Origin of the sequence: Paracoccus sp. SSK6 (assembly GCF_039770665.1) — a bacterium.
GTDB lineage: Bacteria > Pseudomonadota > Alphaproteobacteria > Rhodobacterales > Rhodobacteraceae > Paracoccus.
The window spans coordinates 278,878-294,863 of sequence record NZ_JBDPNJ010000001.1 but is presented as its reverse complement, the minus strand read 5'-3'; the positions used below and the strand labels follow the sequence as shown (position 1 = coordinate 294,863).

The window sequence follows — 15,986 nt, the reverse complement described above, 5'->3', positions numbered from 1 at the left end:
GCGGCCATGAAGGACGCATATTCCCTGATCCTGGCCGCGATCGAAGCCGGCACCTATCGCCCCGGCGACCGGCTGGTCGAATCGGAACTGGCCGAACGCTTCGGCGTCAGCCGCACCCCGGTGCGCGAAGCCCTGCAGCGGCTGGAAACCCAGGCCATGCTGGTCCGCGACGGGCGCAGCCTGATCGTCGCATCGCTGGACCACAACCAGCTGGCCGAGCTTTACACGGTGCGCGCGGAACTGGAGGCCCTGGCCGCCCGCCTGGCCGCCCGCCACGCCACGCCCGAGGAGGTGCGCGTCCTGGCCCAGATGGTGGCCGAGGACCAGCGGGCCGTCCGCGACCCCGAGGCCCTGGCCCGCGCCAACAAGCGTTTCCACCACCAGATCCACCTGGCCTCGCACAACCGCTATCTGATCCAGCAGCTTGACCTGGTGCATCGGACCATGGCGCTGATGGCCAAGACCTCGCTTGCCGCAGAAGGACGGGGCGAAACCGCGCTTGCCGAACACAAGCGCATCGTGGACGCCATCGCCGCGGGCGACGGGGCAGCGGCGGACAAGGCGCTGCGGCAGCATATCTCGATGGCCTGGGAAACGCGGCTGAAGCTGGAGGCGGCGGTGGATCGTGACTGATGCCCCCCGCCTGATCCAGACCGAGGCCGATCTGGCCGAGGGCATGGCGCATCTGGCAGCCGTCTGCCCGGTCTGGGCGCGCGTCGCGCCGCAGATCGGCCCCCTGCCCCTGCGGCGGCGGACGGACGGGTTCGAGGCCATCGCATCGGCCATCGTCGCGCAGCAGATCTCGGTCGCGGCGGCGGATTCGATCTGGGCGCGCATGAAGGCGGCGGGGCTGGTGACCGAAACCGCCATCGCGGCGGCGGACGAGGACGCCCTGCGCGCGGCGGGATTGTCGCGGCCCAAGGCGCGCTATCTGAAGGGCATCGCGGCGGCGGGGCTGGATTGGGACGGGTTGCGTGTCCTGCCCGACGACGACGTGATCGCGGCCCTGGTGGCGCTGCCGGGCATCGGCGTCTGGACGGCGGAAATCTATCTGAAATTCGCGCTTGGCCGGGCGGATGTGTTTGCGGCGGGCGACCTGGCGCTGCAGGAGGCCGCGCGGATCATGTATGGCTTGGACGCCCGCCCCACCCCTGCCGCCCTGCGCGGAATGGCCGAACCCTGGCGCCCCTGGCGCGCGGTTGCGGCGCGGGGGCTCTGGGCCTATTACCGCCTGGCCAAAGGCCGCGAGGGAGTGACATGACCGTTCTGAAATCCGCCCGCAAGGGCCCCGCCAAGGCCGATGCGGTCGTGGTCTTCCTGCACGGCTATGGCGCGGACGGGGCCGATCTGCTGGGCCTGGCCGATCCCCTGTCGCCGCATCTGCCCGGCGTGGCCTTTTACGCCCCCGACGCGCCGGAACGCAGCATCAACAACCCCTTCGGCTACCAGTGGTTTCCGATCCCCTGGCTGGACGGCTCGACCGAGGCGCAGGCGAAGGAGGCCATGGCCCGCTCCATCGGCTTGCTGAACGACTGGCTGGACAAGGTTCTGGCGGACGAAGGGCTGACGGCCGACCGGATGCTGGTCGTGGGCTTTTCGCAAGGCACGATGATGGCGCTGCATGTGCTGCCCCGTCGCGCTGAGCCCGTGGCGGGCATCATCGGCTTTTCGGGCCGCCTGCTGGCGCCCGAACTGCTGGCGGCCGAGGCGAAGGTGAAGCCGCCGGTCCTGCTGCTGCATGGCGACCAGGATCCCATGGTGCCGTTCCAGGACATGACTTTGGCGGGCGAGGCGCTGGAGAAGGCGGGCTTCACCGTCTATGGCCATGTGATGAAGGGCACCGGACACGGGATTTCGCCGGACGGCCTGTCGGTGGCGCTGAGCTTCCTGAAGGATCGGTTGAGGAAGTAAAGCCGGGGGTTTCACACCCCCGGACCCCCGTGGGATATTTGGGCACAGAAGATCAGGCCCAGATCGCGGGATCGGCCAGTTCGACGGAATTGCCCGCCGGATCGCGGAGATAGATCGACCGGGCGCCGTTCGGCCAGTGGAAATCCGCCTCGATGGCGATGCCTTGGGTGGTCAGGTGGTCGCGCCAGGCGTCAAGCTGGTCGGGGGCGACAGCCAGGCAGAAATGGCCCGGTCCGCGTGCGCCATGCGGGGGCACCGGCAGCCTGGCATCGGGTTTCGGCGGCTGTTCGGTGGCGGCGGGGTTGAAGACCAGCAGCACCTGCGCGGGCGCCACCCGAAAGAACAGGTGTCGCCCTGGCACGCATTGGAACGGCTCCAGCCCCATCACGTCGCGCCAGAAGATTAGCGCGGCGTCAAGATCCTCGGCGTAAAGCGCGGATTCCAGCGTGCCGAGAACAGGGGGCGTCCGGTCGGTCATGGGATGCAGCCTGCCATCTGTGTGGCCCTGGGGCAACCGTCACGGCCTTGTCATCGACATCGGCTATCCCATCGGCGGACCGGATAGATCCGGGGGCTTGCCAGATGCCGGACGCGATATATAGTCGGGGTCACGGATCTGACGGGCGCCCCCGGTCACCCCATGGGGGCAGACGGGAAGGCCATATGCTTGACGACCGACATCAAACGGACTTTCGGACCCAGTTCGTGCGCGAGCCTGCAAGCCTGCGCCATTATCCCGCCCTGGTCCTGAACGCGGATTACCGGCCGCTGTCCTATTACCCGCTGTCGCTCTGGCCTTGGCAAGAGGCGATCAAGGCCGCCTTCCTGGACCGCGTGGACATCATCGCCGAATACGAGGAGGTGGTGCGAAGTCAGCGCCAGGCGTTCAAGCTGCCCTCGGTCGTGGTCCTGAAGGATTACGTCAAACCCCAGAAGCGCGTGGCATTCACGCGCTTCAATCTTTTTCTGCGGGACGAATTCTGCTGCCAGTATTGCGGCGCCAGGGGCGACCTGACCTTCGACCATGTGGTGCCCCGGTCGCGCGGCGGCGTCACAAGCTGGGACAACGTGGTCGCCGCCTGTTCGCCCTGCAACCTGCGCAAGGCCAATCGCAGCCTGCGCCATTCGGGGATGAGCCTGCGCCGCAAGCCGCGCCAACCCTCGCCCGAGGAGATGCATGCGGCGGGCCGGCGCTTTCCGCCGAATCACCTGCACAAAAGCTGGATGGACTTCCTCTACTGGGACGCTGAACTGGAAAGCTGAGGGGCCGGGCGCCCCTTTTTCAGGCGTCGTGGTCGTGCCGGTCGCCCTGGGACAGGTGCAGGGCGGCGGCGGCCGACAGCGTGACCATCGCCAGCACCACCACGGGCGCACCGGCGGCAAAGGCCGCCCACAGCGTCAGCGCGGCGACAAGGACGACTGCGGCGATCAGGACCAGAAAATGCGGCAAGGGCATGGCATGGCGTCTCCTTCCCTTCAATATGGGATGAAGAATCGGCTTTGAAAAGGCGATGCGGAAAATGCGCGCGAAAATGTCGCGCGCATCCGGGCGGTCAGATCAGGCCCGCATGTTCCAGGGCCGCGTCGATCAGGCGGCGGGTCGGATCGGTCAGCGGCACCAGCGGCAGGCGGACCCGTTCGTCGCAAAGCCCCAGCCGCGACATCGCGTATTTCGCGCCGACCAGGCCCGGCTCCACGAAGATCGCGACGTGCAACGGCATCAGCCGGTCCTGGTACTCCAATGCCTTGGCGTAATCGCCCGCCAGCGTCGCCTCCTGGAACTCGGCGCACAGCTTCGGCGCCACGTTCGCCGTAACGCTGATGCAGCCCACGCCGCCATGGGCGTTGAAGCCCAGCGCGGTCGCGTCCTCGCCCGACAGTTGCATGAAATCCGCCCCGCAGGTGATGCGCTGCTGGCTTACCCGCTCCAGCTTGCCGGTGGCGTCCTTGACGCCGATGATGGTGGGCAGCTTGGCCAGTTCGCCCATGGTTTCGGGCATCATGTCCACGACCGAGCGGCCGGGGATGTTGTAGATGACGATGGGCAGGTCGGACGCCTCGGCCAGGGCGGTGAAATGCGCGATCAGGCCCGCCTGGGTAGGCTTGTTGTAATAGGGGGTCACGACCAGGGCTGCGTCGGCGCCCACCTCGGCCGCGTGGCGGATCAGGCCGATGCCTTCGCGGGTGCTGTTCGATCCCGCGCCCGCGATGACCGGGATGCGGCCATCCACGGCGCGCACCACCTCCTCGATCACCAGGCGGTGTTCGTCATGGGTCAGCGTCGGGCTTTCGCCGGTGGTGCCGACGGGGACAAGGCCGTGGCTGCCTTGCTCGACATGCCAGTCCACCAGCTTCTTCAGCGTGTCCAGGTCCAGTTCGCCGTCCTTGGTGAACGGCGTGACCAATGCGGGCAGGGATCCCTTGAACATGACACGCTTCCTTGCAGATGATATGGATTGCGCGCCTGATTAACGGGGCGGACGGAACTTGCCAAGGTTGTGAATTGCGTCCCGGCGATGCGGCGGCGACACAGGGTGGTGATGCGACTTCTGCGCGACATGCTGGCCGTGGGGCTGCTGGCCCTTGCCCCTTTGGCCCCCGCGCGGGCCGAGGATGCGGGCGCGATGGCGCTGGCCCTGTCGGCGGCGGAAGCGCGCGATTGGGTGACGGCCCGCGACGCCGCCCGCCGGTCCGGCCCGATGGCCGAGGCCCTGGTCGGCTGGCAGGCCCTGCGCGCAGGCCACGGGGCCATCGGCGACTACATCGCCTTCGCCCGCACCCATGGCGACTGGCCGGGGCTGGCCCTGCTGCGGGAACGGGGCGATGCGAAGCTGCGCCCCGACCTGCCCCCGCAGGACATCCGCGACTGGTTCGGCGACCGCCTGCCCGGCACGCTGGTGGCCGAAAACGCCTATCTGGCGGTGGTGGATACCGAGTCCGCCAAGGCCGAGCGCGCCCGCTTCTGGACCACCGTCCCGCTGACCGCGCCCGAGGAAACCGCCTTCCTGGCCGCCCATGGCGCCGAACTGGCGCCCCTGATGACCGCGCGGGCCGTGGCGATGCTGGACCGCCGGGAATGGGCGCAGGCCGAACGCCTGCTGCCGAAACTGCCGGAGGCCGACCGCCCCCTGCTGGCCGCGCGCATCGCCTTGCAGGCGGGGCGGGCGGGCGTGGACGACCTGATCCTGGCCCTGCCCCCTGCCGCCCGCACCGATCCCGGCCTGACGCTGGACCGCTTTCTGTGGCGGGTCCGCGCCAAGCAGCACGAAGGCGCGCAGGCCTTGATGCTGGAGGCCTCGACCACTGCCGACACCCTGCGCGATCCGGCGGCCTGGGCGCCCATGCGCGTGGATTACGCGCGCATGGCGATGCGCAATGGCGACTGGGCGCGGGCCGAGGCCCTGGCCCGGCCGCATTTCCTGCCGCCGGACAACCGCCATTACGCGGATCTGGAATGGCTGACGGGCTTTGCCGCGTTGAAGCAGGGCGCGGCGGACCGGGCGCTGGCGCATTTCCTGCATCTGGAAACGGTGGTCGGCAGCCAGATCAGCAAATCCCGCGCCTTCTACTGGCAGGGCCGTGCCCGCCAGGCGCTTGGCGACAAGGCGGCGGATGCCGCCTTTGCGCAGGCGGCGGCCATGCCCGGCACCTATTACGGCCAGCTTGCCGCCGAACAGGTCGGCGCGACGATGCCCGCCGACTACGCCACCCCCGGCCCCCTGCCCGACTGGCGCCGGTCCCCCTTGGGCGGCAGCGGCGTCTTCCAGGCCGGGCTGTGGCTTCTGGCGACGGGCCGCCCGGACGAGGCGCAGCGGTTCTTCCTGCATCTGTCGGAAACCGCCGATCCGCAGGACAGCCTGCGCATGTCCCGCCTGATGGCCGAGGCCGGGATGCCCTGGCACGCCCTGCGCCTGTCGAAACGCGCCGCCGACAAGGGCGTCATCCATCCCGCCGCGCATTTCCCCCTGACCGGGCTGGAGCGGACCGATTTCAGCGTCCCGACCGAACTGGCCCTGTCCATCGCCCGGCAGGAATCCGAATTCAACCCTGCCGCCCGCAGCCCGGTCGGCGCGCGCGGGCTGATGCAGGTGATGCCCGACACCGCCCGACAGATGGCGCGCGAGATCCGCGAGCCCTTCGACGTGGCGCGCCTGACGACGGACGGGGCCTATAACGCCCGGCTGGGTGCCGCCTATCTGGCGGGGCTGCGCAACCGCTTCGGAGCCTCCACCGCGCTGACGGCTTCGGGCTACAACGCGGGGCCGGGACGCCCGGCCCGTTGGCTGCGCGACTTCGGCGACCTGCGCCGCGATGCCGATCCGGTGGACTGGGTGGAACTGATTCCCTTCGACGAAACGCGCAACTATGTCATGCGCGTGACCGAGGCGATGCCCGTCTATCGCGCCCGCATCCTGGGCCGCCCCGCGCCCATCGTGCCCACCTGGGATCTGACCGGCGGCGGGCTGATGCCGCCTCCCGTGGCGCGGCTGACCCTGGCCCTGTCGGCGCGGCCCGTGGCAAAGCCCTTCATCGGACCAAGGCTGCCGGAAGGGTGGAAGCCGGTGGCGGTCGAGGCAGCGGCCCGAGACTGAAAACCGGCCCACCGGAAGGGCGACACGCGCAAGCGGTGTACGGCCTGTGTACGCCCTGTGAATCCCCGGCGGACGCCCGGTGCGGCGCAAGATCCAGCTTTTGCTGGCCCATCCGCCGCCCGCCGCCCGATCCGTTGCGCCCCGCGCCCATGCAACGCGCGGCGCTGTTGCGTCATCCCTGACGGACCCTCGCGCGCCACAGCGTGAACAGCCCCGCCGCCACGACGATCGCCGCGCCGATGACGATGTTCATGTGCAGCACCTCGCCAAAGACCAGGACGCCGATCACGCTGACCCAGGCCAGTTGCGTATAGGCGAAGGGCTGCAGGGCGGATGCCTCGGCCAGTTCATAGGCGCGGATCAGCAGGTAATGCGACAACAGCCCGCAGACGCACAGCAGCCCCATCCAGATCCAGTCGGTCGGGGCCAGCCATTCCCACTGGCCGATGCCCAGCACGGTGACGGTCGCCGCCCCCGCGATGCCCGTCCAGAAGAAGCTGACGGTCGCCGGATCGTCGCGCGACACATGCCGCGTCAACAGCCCGTAGAGCGCGAACAGCAGCGCCGAGACAAAGGCCAGGACCGAGCCAAGGTTCAGCACCGCGCTGCCCGGCTGCAGGATGATCAGGATGCCAACAAAGCCCACGCCGATGGCCGTCCACCGCCGCCAGCCGACCTTCTCGCCCAGGATCGGGCCGGACAACGCGGCGACCAGCAACGGATAGGCGGTGAAGATCGCGTGCGTGCCGACCAGGCCAAGGCGCACGAAGGCCTCGACCATCAGGGTGGTTTCCAGGACCAGGATCGCGCCGCGCAAAAGTTGCGTCTTGGGGCGTTTGGTGCGGATGGCGCGGCGCAGCCCGCCCGGCTGGCGCGCCACCATGGCGATGACGAACAGCGCAAAGACCCAGTATCGCAGCATGACCACCAGCACGGGCGGATATTCCGACCCCAGCATCCGCGAAAAGGCGTCCTGCAGCGCGAAGATGAAGCTGGTCGCGCACATCAGCAGGATCGCAAGCCCGGTCCGGTCCGGCACCGCGCCAGTCCTGGCCGGCACCGGCGGCGCCGCGGAGGCGGTGGCCGCCGAGGCGGCATAGGGCGGGTGGTTCTGGTCTTTTGACATGGCGCGGTCCTTGGCTGGCCCCGCCATGCGCCCGTCCTGCCGCAAGGTCAAGGCAAGCCCGCCTTGCGCATCGTGCAATCCCGCAGGATTGCACGCCGCCCCTCAGTCGCGGGTGCGGATGATCTTGGCCAACGGCTCGAAGATCTGCGTGTTCGCGGCGATCAGGCGGCCCGACTCCAGCGGGTCGTCACCGTCGCGGATGCCTTCGACAAAGCCGCCCGCCTCGCGCACCATCAGGATGCCCGCCGCCACGTCCCAGGGCTTGTTGCCGCGTTCCCAATAGCCGTCGTAACGCCCCGCCGCGACCCAGGCGAGATCCAGCGCCGCCGATCCCAGCCTGCGGACCCCCGCCGTCAGCGGCATCAGCCGCGCCAGATCCTGAAGCGCGGCGGGTAGCGGACCCCGGCCCGCGAAGGGGATGCCCGTGGCAAACAGCGATTCGTCCAGCCGCCGGCGCCCCGACACGCGCAGCCGCTGGTCGTTCATGAAGGCGCCGCCGCCCTTCTCGGCCACGAACAACTCGTCCTTGGCGGCATCGAAGATGACGGCGGCGACGATCTCGCCCTTGTGCTCCAGCGCGATGCTGACGGCCCAGTGCGGCAGCCCGTGCAGGAAGTTGGTGGTGCCGTCCAGGGGATCGACGATCCAGCGGCGGGTGGGGTCTTCACCCGCTTCCTCGCCGGTTTCCTCGCCCAGCCAGCCATAGTTCGGGCGCGCGCCGCGCAGTTCTTCCTTGATGATCCGCTCGGCTTCCTGGTCGGCCTTGCTGACGAAGTCGCCCGCGCCCTTGACGCTGACCTGAAGGTTCTCGACCTCGCGGAAATCCTTGACGAGGCTGCGCCCGGCCTTGCGGGCGGCCTTGATCATGACGTTCAGATTGGCGCTTGCCATGGGATGCTCCGGGAATGGGGTTGGAGGCGTCATAGGGGGAAGCGGGGGAAATGTGAAGCATCCCACCACACCGCACCACGGGCGGGATCAGGAAATGCGTGCGTTTCCCCCGCCCGCGTGTGACGGCGCCACCAGAGACGGTGCCATCCCGCGACCCAGTAGGCCGGCGGTTTGGGTAGATAGGACAACGCATGGCGAAGGCGATGGCCTTCGCCAGTCTAAGCCGCCGCCCCCCGCAGCATCCGCAACGGCTCGGTCCGCGACAGCCGCAGCACATGAGCCATGTAGGGTTGCGCCAGATCCTCGGTCCGCACCGCCGCGTAGAGCCGCCGGATGATCCCGCCGCGCGTCAGGGGCAGCATGGCGATTTCCGTATTGGCGGATTCGCGGCGCAGCACCCAGTCGGGCATCACCGCCATGCCACGCCCCGATGCGACCAGCATCAGCGCCACGGCGGTCAGTTCGACGGTGCGGCTCTGGGCGGGCTCCACCCCCGCAGGGGTCAGGAACTGGCTGAACACATCCAGCCGCGCCCGGTCCATGGGATAGGTGATGAGGGTTTCCCCGGCCAGATCGGCGGGATCGGCATAGCCTTTTTCCACCAGCGGATGACCCGCCGGCACCACCAGCGTCGGCGAATAATCGAACAGCGGCTGGAAGATCACGCCTGCCATCTCCTCGGGGTCCGAGGAGATAACCAGATCGACCTCTTGCCGCGTCAGCGCGGGCAGCGCGCCGAAGGCCAGCCGCTGGCGGATGTCCAGGTCCACCTCGGGCCAGGAACGGCGGAAGATGTCCAGGACCGGCAGCAGCCAGTCGAAACAGGCGTGGCATTCCATGGCGATGTGCAACCGCCCGATGCGGCCCGCCTCGACGCCCTTGAACTCGGCCTCGGTGGCCTGGACCAGCGGCAGAACCTGCTCGGCCAGCCGCAGCAGGCGCATCCCGGCGGGGGACAGGCGCATCGGCTTGGCGCGGCGGACGAACAGATCGACGCCTGCCTGCTCCTCCAGTGCCTTGACCTGATGGGACAGGGCGGACTGCGTGATGTTCAGCACCTCGGCCGCGCGGGCGAGGCCCCCCTGTTCATGGATGGCGCGGACAGTGCGCAAGTGACGCAGTTCCAGATGCATGGTGAGACAGGCTCATGTTGATCTTGAGGATTATGAATTTGTCTCACGGCCCCGCCCATGGCACAAGCGCCCAAAGCAAAGGAAACAGCCATGTCCCGCCCGCAGATCAGTTTCGAGTTCTTTCCGCCGAAGACGCTGGATGCGTCCTTCCGGCTGTGGGAAACCGCGCGGGCCTTGGCGCCACTGGCGCCGGACTTCGTGTCCGTCACCTATGGCGCGGGCGGCACGACCCGCAAGCTGACGCATGAGGCGGTGACGACCATCCACCGCCATTACGGCATCCCCGTCGCCGCGCACCTGACCTGCGTGGAAGCCACGCGGGCCGAGACCATGGAGATCGTGCAATCCTATGCCGATGCCGGGATCCGCGAGATCGTGGCCCTGCGCGGCGATGCGCCGAAAGGCCAGGACCGCTTCACCCCGCATCCCGAAGGCTTTGCCAACACGGTCGAGCTGATCGAGGCGATTGCCGCGCGCGGCGACATGACCATCCGCGTCGGCGCCTATCCCGAGCCGCACCCGGACAGCAGCGGCACGGATGCGGACGTCGCCTGGCTGAAGCGCAAGATCGACGCGGGCGCGACCAGTGCCATCACGCAGTTCTTCTTCGACGCCGACACCTTCTTCCGCTTCCGCGACAAATGCGCGGCGGCGGGCATCGACGCGCCGATCATCCCCGGCATCCTGCCGATCCAGGGTTGGGCAGGCGCCAAGCGGTTCGCAGCCACCTGCGGGACCAGTGTGCCCGCCTGGGCCGAGGAGGCGTTTTCCAAGGCCGCAGCCGAAGGCCCGGTGGCGGAGCGCGCGCTGTCGGAACGGACCTGCGTGACGCTGTGCCGCGATCTGCTGGAGGGCGGCGTGGAGCGGCTGCATTTCTATACGCTGAACCGGCCCGATCTGACATTGGCGGTTTGCGGGGCGCTTGGGGTCGAGCCGGTACGCGGCCTGGGCGCGGTGGCTTAAGCCGGGGGCGCTTCGCCCCAGTCTGCCGCAAGGCGGCAGGCGTTCGCCGCTGAAAAAGGTCCACTGGCCCTTTTTTCGGGCGCGTCTCTCCCCCTGTGGGATATTCAAGCCAAGGTGAAAGGTTTTATTCGAAGCCCATCACCGTGGCGAAGGTCATGGCGCCGAAGCCGTTGAAGCGGGTGTTGATCACCACCGAATAGGCGCCCGCGCCCTTGAAGACGATGTAATCGTCCTCGGCCACGTCGTCGGGCAGGGCCAGTTCGCCCGGCAGGCGGTCCACCGAATCGCAGGTCGGGCCGAAGATCACGCGGCCGGACCGTTCGCCGGTGCGGGGCTTGCCTTGCGGCGTCAGAACCTCGATCCGGTCAAGGTTGCCGATGACCGGCAGTTCCGCCAGCCCGCCATAGACCCCGTCGTTCAGGAATACATTGGTCCCGTCGCGCAGGCCCTTGACGCGGGTGATCAGCGCATAGGCATCGCCGCAAAGGCCCCGGCCCGGTTCGCAGACCAGGGCGGGGGCGTCATCGCCAAAGCACTCTGCCACCGTATCGGCGATTTTCGTGAAGATCGACTGCAGGTCAGGCTCGACTCCCGCCACTCGATGCGAGGGGAAGCCGCCGCCGACGTTCAGCCGATGCGCCCTGACGCCCGCCCTGTCGCAGATCTCGCGCGCCACGCGGATATAGCTTTCCCAGGCAATCGGGTCCGTGCATTGCGTGCCCGGATGGAAGGTCAGCGAGGGCACATAGCCCCGTTCCGCCACCAGCCGCAGCAGGTCCACCGCCAGATCCGGCGTTGCCCCGAACTTTGACCCGAAGTCATAGGCCGCGCCCAGGACCGGCAGCTTGAAGCGGGGCGAGATCTCGATCCCTTTTCCGCCCACTTGGGTCGGCAGCTGTTCGAACAGCTTGTCCAGCTCGCTGCGGCTGTCCACCGACCAGGCAAGGATGCCTTCGCGCAGGCCATGGGCAATCTCTCGCCGGGAACGCACCGGGTTGTGGTAATGGCGCGCGGCGCGGGGGGCCAGGCGGCCGATCAGGTCGATCTCGAAAGGGGATGCCACGTCGAAGCCCCGGATCCCGGCGGTCACAAGGTTCTGGATCACCGCCTCGTCCGGATTCGACTTCACGGCATAGGTGACAAGCCCCGGAAAGCCGCTGATGAATTGCCGCGCCCGGTCCTGCAGCACCGTCGGCGCGAAGGCCATCACTGGATGGTCGGGTTGAAGATGGCGGATGAGATCGGCCGGATTGTCCCAAACGGTCTTCTGCGTCCCCATTCTGCGGGATCCTTTCGCGCGTTCGATCAGGTCACGGGCCATGGCTGCCCTGTTTCAGGGTGAAGCCTTCCCGCACCGATTACACCGGAGAAAAGCATGGATTTGCTGTCCATGCTGGTTATTATGACGAAGTTCCTGGCGTCTTGACGAAGCGAAGGGTGTGCCGGTGGATGACCTGAACCGCAATATCGTGGCGCTGCTGTCGCAGGATGCCCGCATGTCTGTCGCGGTTCTGGCGCGGCGGCTTAAGGTGGCGCGGTCCACCCTGCAGGCGCGGCTGGAACGGCTGGAAGCCTCGGGCACGATCGCCGGCTATACCCTGCGCCTGGGCGAGAGTGCGAAGGCGGGCCGTATTCGCGCCACCGTCATGCTGGCGATCGAGCCGCGCAGCCAACCCGCCATCCTGTCGCGGCTGAAGACGATGGCGCAGGTCGAACGCATCCACACCACCAGCGGGCGGATCGACCTGCTGGTGCAGATCGTCAGCGCATCGACCGCCGAACTGGACGAAACGCTGGACCGCATCGGCGCCATCGGCGGTATCCGGTCCTGCGAAAGCCTGATCCATCTGACGACCAAGCTGGACCGAGCCGTCTGACGGGGCTGTCTAACGCAGCCGGAACAGGTCTACGAAATCCTGCGCGGCCTGGGCATCCCCCGCCAGCCCGACCGCCCCGTCCCGCGCCAGATCGGCCAGGGGCACCGGGCCATAGACCGCGCGCGCCAGGCTGTTGCCGCTGCCCGACAGCACGAAATCCGCTGCCGGATCAGCCCCCGCCTGGGGCCGCAAGACACCGTCGCCGGTCAGCTGCAAGGTGAAATCCTCGTCCCCCATCCGCATCCCCGCAAGGGCGCGATGCCCCTCGGCAGGCCCGATCATCGCCGTCATCGAGATGACCAATGCTGACGGACTGATGAAGCGGCGCGGATCGTGGCCCGGATGCAGCGCCCCCCAGCGGCACATGGCCTGCAGCACCGGCAACAGCCCCTGGCCCGACGGGGTCAGGCTGTAATGTCCAGCGTCATACGCGACCACCCCTGCCCCGGCCAGTTGCAGCAGCCGCTGCGTCAGCACCGCCGCCGTCACGCCGGGCAGGCCGTGGCGGATCGCCTGGAACCGCTTGGGCGCCAGCATCAGTTCGCGCACCACCAGCAGCGCCCAACGGTCGCCGACGATGTTCAGCGCATGGGCGGCAAGGCATCCCTCATCATAGCGGATGCGCGGATTCTGGCGGGCCTCGTTCATCGTCCGATCATATCAGTTGCTTTTTCATACTGCAACGCGCACCCTTTCTTTTGTCACCTAAGGGAGGGGATTCTCATGACCTATATTTCCGGTTTCGTCGCGGCCGTTCCGGCGGCCAACAAGAATGCGTTCATCGCCCATGCCAAGGCTGGTTGGCCCTGGTTCCAGAAGCGCGGCGCGCGGCGCATGGTCGAATGCCTGGGAACGGACGTGAAGCCCGGCAAGCAGACCGACTTCTATCGCGCGACGCAGGCGAAAGAGGGTGAGGTGCCGCTGTTTTCCTGGGTCGAATGGCCGGACCGCGCCACGGCCGATGCCGCCTGGGCCAGCATGGAAAGCGACCCGGACCTGCCCCAGATGCCGGAAATGCCCTTCGACGGCGCCCGCATGTTCTGGGGCGGCTTCGCGCCGATTGTCGAAGAAGGCGAAAGCAAGCCCGGCAGCTATGTGCAGGGCTTCGTGCTGGCGGCACCTGCCGACAGGAAGCAGGCCTATATCGACATGGCCAACAGCGCGACGGACATGTTCCGGCGCATGGGCGCGACCTATCAGGTCGAATGCTGGGGCGAGGACGTGCCCCATGGCAAGCAGACCGATTTCTATCGCGCCACGGATGCGAAGGACGGCGAGGTGCCGCTGTTTTCCTGGATCGAATGGCCCGACCGCGCAACCTGCGACGACGCCGCCCGCCAGATGGAAGCCGAGATGGCCGGGATGGAGATGCCCGAGATGCCCTTCGACGGGATGCGCATGTTCTGGGGCGGCTTCACGCCCGTTTTCGACAGCAAGACGGCGTAAGGGGCGATCATGGCCAAGGTTCACGGGCGTCCCGTCTGGTTCGAGCTTGCGACAAGCAAGGACAACCTGGACGCCGCGGGCGATTTCTACGCACGGGTGATTGGCTGGCAGATCGGCGACAGCGGGATGGAGGGCTTCGCCTATCGCCTCGCCAGCGCCGATGGCGGCATGGTGGCGGGGTTGATGGAGATGCCGGGCGACATGGCAGGGATGCCGCCTGCCTGGACGATCTATCTGGGGGTCGATGATGCCGACCGCGCGGCCTCCGACATCAAGGCGGCAGGCGGCCGGGTGTTCCGCGAACCGGCCGACATTCCCGGCACCGGGCGCTTTGCCGTCGCCGCCGACCCGCAGGGCGCGCCCTTCGGCATCCTTGCGCCGCTGCCGATGGAGGACGGCGCGGGCGGCGATGCCTTCGACCAGAGACGGGCCGGGCATGGCAACTGGATCGAGTTGATGTCCACCAACCCAGGGGCGGGCTTCGACTTCTACGCGGGCCTGTTCGGCTGGCGGAAATCGACCGCGATGGACATGGGGGCCATGGGCACCTATCAGCTGTTCAGCCATGATGGCGCCGATATCGGCGGCATGATGGGCCTGGGCCAGGCGCCGCAACCCTGCTGGCTGGCCTATTTCGGCGTCAACGGCATCAACCCCGCCCTCCAGCGGATCCGCGACGCGGGTGGCACCGTGCAGCACGGCCCGACCGAGGTTCCAGGCGGCGCCCATATCGCGGTCGCCGCCGATCCTCAGGGCGCATGGTTCGCCCTGGTCGGCCCGCTGGAGGAAACGCCATGACCCTGGTCCTGACCACCTATGACTGGGTGCCCGACATGCCGCGCGGCTTCGTGCGCGACATCCGCGTCCGCTGGCTGCTGGAGGAACTCGGGCGGCCCTACCGGGTCGAGACGGTGCCCCTGCGCGAGAAATCGCCGGACCATATCGCGCAGCAGCCCTTCGCGCAGGTGCCCTTCATCCGCGACGGCGACCTGACGTTGTTCGAATCGGGCGCGATCCTGCTGCATCTGGCCGAGGGCACGGACCTGATGCCCGCCGACCGCCGCCCGCAGGTCCAGCAATGGCTGATCGCGGCGCTGAACAGCGTCGAGCCCTTTCTCATGGCCTGGGTCATCCCCAAGCTCTTCGGCAAGGACGAAGCCGGCGCCGCCCGCCGCGAACCCCTGCTGCGCAAGCGGCTGGACCAGTTGCAGGCGGCGCTTGGCGGCCGCGACTGGCTGACGGGCGACAGCTTCACGGTGGCCGACCTGCTGATGGCCGACATCCTGCGGATCCCGGCGCAAAACGGGCTGCTGGACGAGTTGCATCCCCTTGCCGCTTACGTCGAACGCGCAACCGCGCGCCCGGCCTTCGGCAAGGCCCTGGCCGACCAGATGGCCCATTGGCGCGCGGCGGATGAAAGGCAGGCAGTCAGCCAGGGCAAGTAGCCCGTCCTTGCCGTTCGCCGACCCAAGGACTATCTTTGGTTCGGCAGAAAAAGAAGTTGATGATGCGCGCGGATAGTCAGGATCAGGCGCAATGCTGGCTGAAGCCGTCAACTTCGGATGGACCGGCCGAACCGGGCTATGATGAATGGCTGACTGCCGAAATCGCCAGAGGCATTGCCGAACTGGACGCCGGGCGATCCACGCCGATTGAAGATGTGAGGCGGGAATTCGGCCAGGAATGAAGATCGTCTTTTCGGACCTGAGCCGGGCCCGGCTTCACGAAATCCAAGCCTACATCGCTTATTACAATGCCAGGGCTGCGATCCGTGTGGCTGATCGCATCCTTTATGCGGCAGAAACCCTGGGCGATTTCCCGGAACTCGGTGCCGGTTGGAAAGACGGTGCGACGCGGGCATTGGTGGTCTCTGGCCTGCCGTATCGCCTGCATTATCGCATCCATGGTGATACCGTCGAGATCATCACCATCCCCATACAAGGCAGCATCCGCCACAATTGACATGACTCTGTGTCCCCGCCTCGCGCTGCATCCCTTGGCCTTTTCCCATCCTTTCGCTAATCCCTCCCCAAGCGAAGGGGATCTG

At 67.8% G+C, this 15,986-nt stretch carries 20 protein-coding genes; 12 read left to right on the top strand and 8 right to left on the bottom strand.

What is annotated here, in order from left to right; translation table 11 throughout:
- Positions 1–6: 6 nt before the first annotated feature.
- From AAIL68_RS01505 to AAIL68_RS01495, 3 genes are read left to right on the top strand one after another with little or no spacing between them, the layout of a single operon-like run.
- On the top strand, positions 7–633 hold the full coding sequence (locus AAIL68_RS01505) for a GntR family transcriptional regulator (protein ID WP_347137717.1): 627 nt from the start codon (positions 7–9) through the stop codon (positions 631–633).
- A gap of 43 nt (positions 634–676) precedes the next feature.
- Positions 677–1,261 carry a DNA-3-methyladenine glycosylase 2 family protein gene (locus AAIL68_RS01500; protein WP_347137777.1) on the top strand — a complete coding sequence of 195 codons (585 nt, stop codon included), beginning with the start codon at positions 677–679 and terminating at the stop codon, positions 1,259–1,261.
- On the top strand, positions 1,258–1,911 hold the full coding sequence (locus AAIL68_RS01495) for a dienelactone hydrolase family protein (RefSeq protein WP_347137716.1): 654 nt from the start codon (positions 1,258–1,260) through the stop codon (positions 1,909–1,911). Before AAIL68_RS01500 ends, AAIL68_RS01495 begins: the two co-directional genes overlap by 4 nt.
- Before the next feature lie 52 nt (positions 1,912–1,963).
- Here the strand turns inward: AAIL68_RS01495 and AAIL68_RS01490 are convergent, their stop codons facing one another.
- On the bottom strand, positions 1,964–2,389 hold the full coding sequence (locus AAIL68_RS01490) for a VOC family protein (RefSeq protein WP_347137715.1): 426 nt from the start codon (positions 2,387–2,389) through the stop codon (positions 1,964–1,966).
- A 185-nt stretch (positions 2,390–2,574) separates the two neighbouring features.
- On the opposite strand from AAIL68_RS01490, the gene AAIL68_RS01485 reads away from it, so the two are divergent.
- The gene (locus AAIL68_RS01485; RefSeq protein ID WP_347137714.1) at positions 2,575–3,174 is read left to right on the top strand and encodes an HNH endonuclease; all 600 of its coding nucleotides are present in this window, start codon (positions 2,575–2,577) and stop codon (positions 3,172–3,174) included.
- Positions 3,175–3,193: 19 nt separating this feature from the next.
- Here AAIL68_RS01485 and AAIL68_RS01480 read toward each other — a convergent pair whose 3' ends face one another.
- Together AAIL68_RS01480 and dapA are read right to left on the bottom strand one after the other, a co-directional pair.
- Complete coding sequence (locus AAIL68_RS01480) at positions 3,194–3,367, bottom strand: hypothetical protein (RefSeq protein WP_347137713.1); 174 nt, start codon at positions 3,365–3,367, stop codon at positions 3,194–3,196.
- A gap of 97 nt (positions 3,368–3,464) precedes the next feature.
- Positions 3,465–4,340, bottom strand: coding sequence for a 4-hydroxy-tetrahydrodipicolinate synthase (gene dapA / locus AAIL68_RS01475; protein ID WP_347137712.1), 876 nt, complete (start codon positions 4,338–4,340; stop codon positions 3,465–3,467).
- 111 nt (positions 4,341–4,451) lie between these two features.
- Here dapA and AAIL68_RS01470 point away from each other — a divergent pair, with 111 nt between their 5' ends.
- Positions 4,452–6,503 carry a lytic transglycosylase domain-containing protein gene (locus AAIL68_RS01470; protein WP_347137776.1) on the top strand — a complete coding sequence of 684 codons (2,052 nt, stop codon included), beginning with the start codon at positions 4,452–4,454 and terminating at the stop codon, positions 6,501–6,503.
- 172 nt (positions 6,504–6,675) lie between these two features.
- Here the strand turns inward: AAIL68_RS01470 and AAIL68_RS01465 are convergent, their stop codons facing one another.
- The 3 genes from AAIL68_RS01465 to AAIL68_RS01455 all read right to left on the bottom strand — a co-directional run bounded on the left by AAIL68_RS01465 (position 6,676) and on the right by AAIL68_RS01455 (position 9,653).
- Entirely contained in the window at positions 6,676–7,629 is a 954-nt protein-coding gene (locus tag AAIL68_RS01465; protein WP_347137711.1) for a DMT family transporter, read from the bottom strand.
- A 102-nt stretch (positions 7,630–7,731) separates the two neighbouring features.
- Entirely contained in the window at positions 7,732–8,520 is a 789-nt protein-coding gene (locus tag AAIL68_RS01460) for an inositol monophosphatase family protein (protein ID WP_347137710.1), read from the bottom strand.
- Positions 8,521–8,738: 218 nt separating this feature from the next.
- Complete coding sequence (locus tag AAIL68_RS01455; RefSeq protein ID WP_347137709.1) at positions 8,739–9,653, bottom strand: LysR family transcriptional regulator; 915 nt, start codon at positions 9,651–9,653, stop codon at positions 8,739–8,741.
- A gap of 90 nt (positions 9,654–9,743) precedes the next feature.
- Here AAIL68_RS01455 and metF point away from each other — a divergent pair, with 90 nt between their 5' ends.
- Complete coding sequence (gene metF, locus AAIL68_RS01450; RefSeq protein ID WP_347137708.1) at positions 9,744–10,616, top strand: methylenetetrahydrofolate reductase [NAD(P)H]; 873 nt, start codon at positions 9,744–9,746, stop codon at positions 10,614–10,616.
- A gap of 124 nt (positions 10,617–10,740) precedes the next feature.
- Here metF and AAIL68_RS01445 read toward each other — a convergent pair whose 3' ends face one another.
- Positions 10,741–11,895 carry a type III PLP-dependent enzyme gene (locus AAIL68_RS01445; protein ID WP_347137707.1) on the bottom strand — a complete coding sequence of 385 codons (1,155 nt, stop codon included), beginning with the start codon at positions 11,893–11,895 and terminating at the stop codon, positions 10,741–10,743.
- Positions 11,896–12,061: 166 nt separating this feature from the next.
- Here AAIL68_RS01445 and AAIL68_RS01440 point away from each other — a divergent pair, with 166 nt between their 5' ends.
- Positions 12,062–12,493 carry an Lrp/AsnC family transcriptional regulator gene (locus AAIL68_RS01440; protein WP_347137706.1) on the top strand — a complete coding sequence of 144 codons (432 nt, stop codon included), beginning with the start codon at positions 12,062–12,064 and terminating at the stop codon, positions 12,491–12,493.
- 9 nt (positions 12,494–12,502) lie between these two features.
- Here the strand turns inward: AAIL68_RS01440 and AAIL68_RS01435 are convergent, their stop codons facing one another.
- Positions 12,503–13,141, bottom strand: a complete 639-nt coding sequence (locus AAIL68_RS01435) for a helix-turn-helix domain-containing protein (RefSeq protein WP_347137705.1) — start codon at positions 13,139–13,141, stop codon at positions 12,503–12,505.
- A gap of 75 nt (positions 13,142–13,216) precedes the next feature.
- Between AAIL68_RS01435 and AAIL68_RS01430 the strand changes: the two genes are divergently transcribed.
- From AAIL68_RS01430 to AAIL68_RS01410, 5 genes are read left to right on the top strand one after another with little or no spacing between them, the layout of a single operon-like run.
- Positions 13,217–13,939 carry a DUF1428 domain-containing protein gene (locus tag AAIL68_RS01430; protein ID WP_347137704.1) on the top strand — a complete coding sequence of 241 codons (723 nt, stop codon included), beginning with the start codon at positions 13,217–13,219 and terminating at the stop codon, positions 13,937–13,939.
- A 9-nt stretch (positions 13,940–13,948) separates the two neighbouring features.
- Positions 13,949–14,737: a VOC family protein gene (locus AAIL68_RS01425; RefSeq protein WP_347137703.1), complete on the top strand. Its 789-nt coding sequence runs from the start codon at positions 13,949–13,951 to the stop codon at positions 14,735–14,737.
- Positions 14,734–15,384, top strand: coding sequence for a glutathione S-transferase family protein (locus AAIL68_RS01420; protein ID WP_347137702.1), 651 nt, complete (start codon positions 14,734–14,736; stop codon positions 15,382–15,384). The genes AAIL68_RS01425 and AAIL68_RS01420 overlap by 4 nt, the downstream gene beginning before the upstream one ends.
- 59 nt (positions 15,385–15,443) lie before the next feature.
- Complete coding sequence (locus AAIL68_RS01415; protein WP_347137701.1) at positions 15,444–15,626, top strand: hypothetical protein; 183 nt, start codon at positions 15,444–15,446, stop codon at positions 15,624–15,626.
- Complete coding sequence (locus tag AAIL68_RS01410; RefSeq protein ID WP_347137700.1) at positions 15,623–15,901, top strand: type II toxin-antitoxin system RelE/ParE family toxin; 279 nt, start codon at positions 15,623–15,625, stop codon at positions 15,899–15,901. The genes AAIL68_RS01415 and AAIL68_RS01410 overlap by 4 nt, the downstream gene beginning before the upstream one ends.
- The last annotated feature ends 85 nt before the right edge of the window (positions 15,902–15,986 follow it).

Excerpts from the sequence above, each read along its gene's own strand:
- AAIL68_RS01460 (WP_347137710.1), bottom strand. The coding sequence starts at position 8,520 with ATGGCAAGCGCCAATCTGAACGTCATGATCAAGGCCGCCCGCAAGGCC.
- AAIL68_RS01455 (WP_347137709.1), bottom strand. The coding sequence starts at position 9,653 with ATGCATCTGGAACTGCGTCACTTGCGCACTGTCCGCGCCATCCATGAA.
- metF (WP_347137708.1), top strand. The coding sequence starts at position 9,744 with ATGTCCCGCCCGCAGATCAGTTTCGAGTTCTTTCCGCCGAAGACGCTG.
- dapA (WP_347137712.1), bottom strand. The coding sequence starts at position 4,340 with ATGTTCAAGGGATCCCTGCCCGCATTGGTCACGCCGTTCACCAAGGAC.
- AAIL68_RS01435 (WP_347137705.1), bottom strand. The coding sequence starts at position 13,141 with ATGAACGAGGCCCGCCAGAATCCGCGCATCCGCTATGATGAGGGATGC.
- AAIL68_RS01425 (WP_347137703.1), top strand. The coding sequence starts at position 13,949 with ATGGCCAAGGTTCACGGGCGTCCCGTCTGGTTCGAGCTTGCGACAAGC.
- AAIL68_RS01485 (WP_347137714.1), top strand. The coding sequence starts at position 2,575 with ATGCTTGACGACCGACATCAAACGGACTTTCGGACCCAGTTCGTGCGC.
- AAIL68_RS01495 (WP_347137716.1), top strand. The coding sequence starts at position 1,258 with ATGACCGTTCTGAAATCCGCCCGCAAGGGCCCCGCCAAGGCCGATGCG.
- AAIL68_RS01445 (WP_347137707.1), bottom strand. The coding sequence starts at position 11,895 with ATGGGGACGCAGAAGACCGTTTGGGACAATCCGGCCGATCTCATCCGC.
- AAIL68_RS01430 (WP_347137704.1), top strand. The coding sequence starts at position 13,217 with ATGACCTATATTTCCGGTTTCGTCGCGGCCGTTCCGGCGGCCAACAAG.
- AAIL68_RS01420 (WP_347137702.1), top strand. The coding sequence starts at position 14,734 with ATGACCCTGGTCCTGACCACCTATGACTGGGTGCCCGACATGCCGCGC.
- AAIL68_RS01465 (WP_347137711.1), bottom strand. The coding sequence starts at position 7,629 with ATGTCAAAAGACCAGAACCACCCGCCCTATGCCGCCTCGGCGGCCACC.
- AAIL68_RS01410 (WP_347137700.1), top strand. The coding sequence starts at position 15,623 with ATGAAGATCGTCTTTTCGGACCTGAGCCGGGCCCGGCTTCACGAAATC.
- AAIL68_RS01490 (WP_347137715.1), bottom strand. The coding sequence starts at position 2,389 with ATGACCGACCGGACGCCCCCTGTTCTCGGCACGCTGGAATCCGCGCTT.
- AAIL68_RS01505 (WP_347137717.1), top strand. The coding sequence starts at position 7 with ATGAAGGACGCATATTCCCTGATCCTGGCCGCGATCGAAGCCGGCACC.
- AAIL68_RS01480 (WP_347137713.1), bottom strand. The coding sequence starts at position 3,367 with ATGCCCTTGCCGCATTTTCTGGTCCTGATCGCCGCAGTCGTCCTTGTC.
- AAIL68_RS01415 (WP_347137701.1), top strand. The coding sequence starts at position 15,444 with ATGATGCGCGCGGATAGTCAGGATCAGGCGCAATGCTGGCTGAAGCCG.
- AAIL68_RS01470 (WP_347137776.1), top strand. The coding sequence starts at position 4,452 with ATGCGACTTCTGCGCGACATGCTGGCCGTGGGGCTGCTGGCCCTTGCC.
- AAIL68_RS01500 (WP_347137777.1), top strand. The coding sequence starts at position 677 with ATGGCGCATCTGGCAGCCGTCTGCCCGGTCTGGGCGCGCGTCGCGCCG.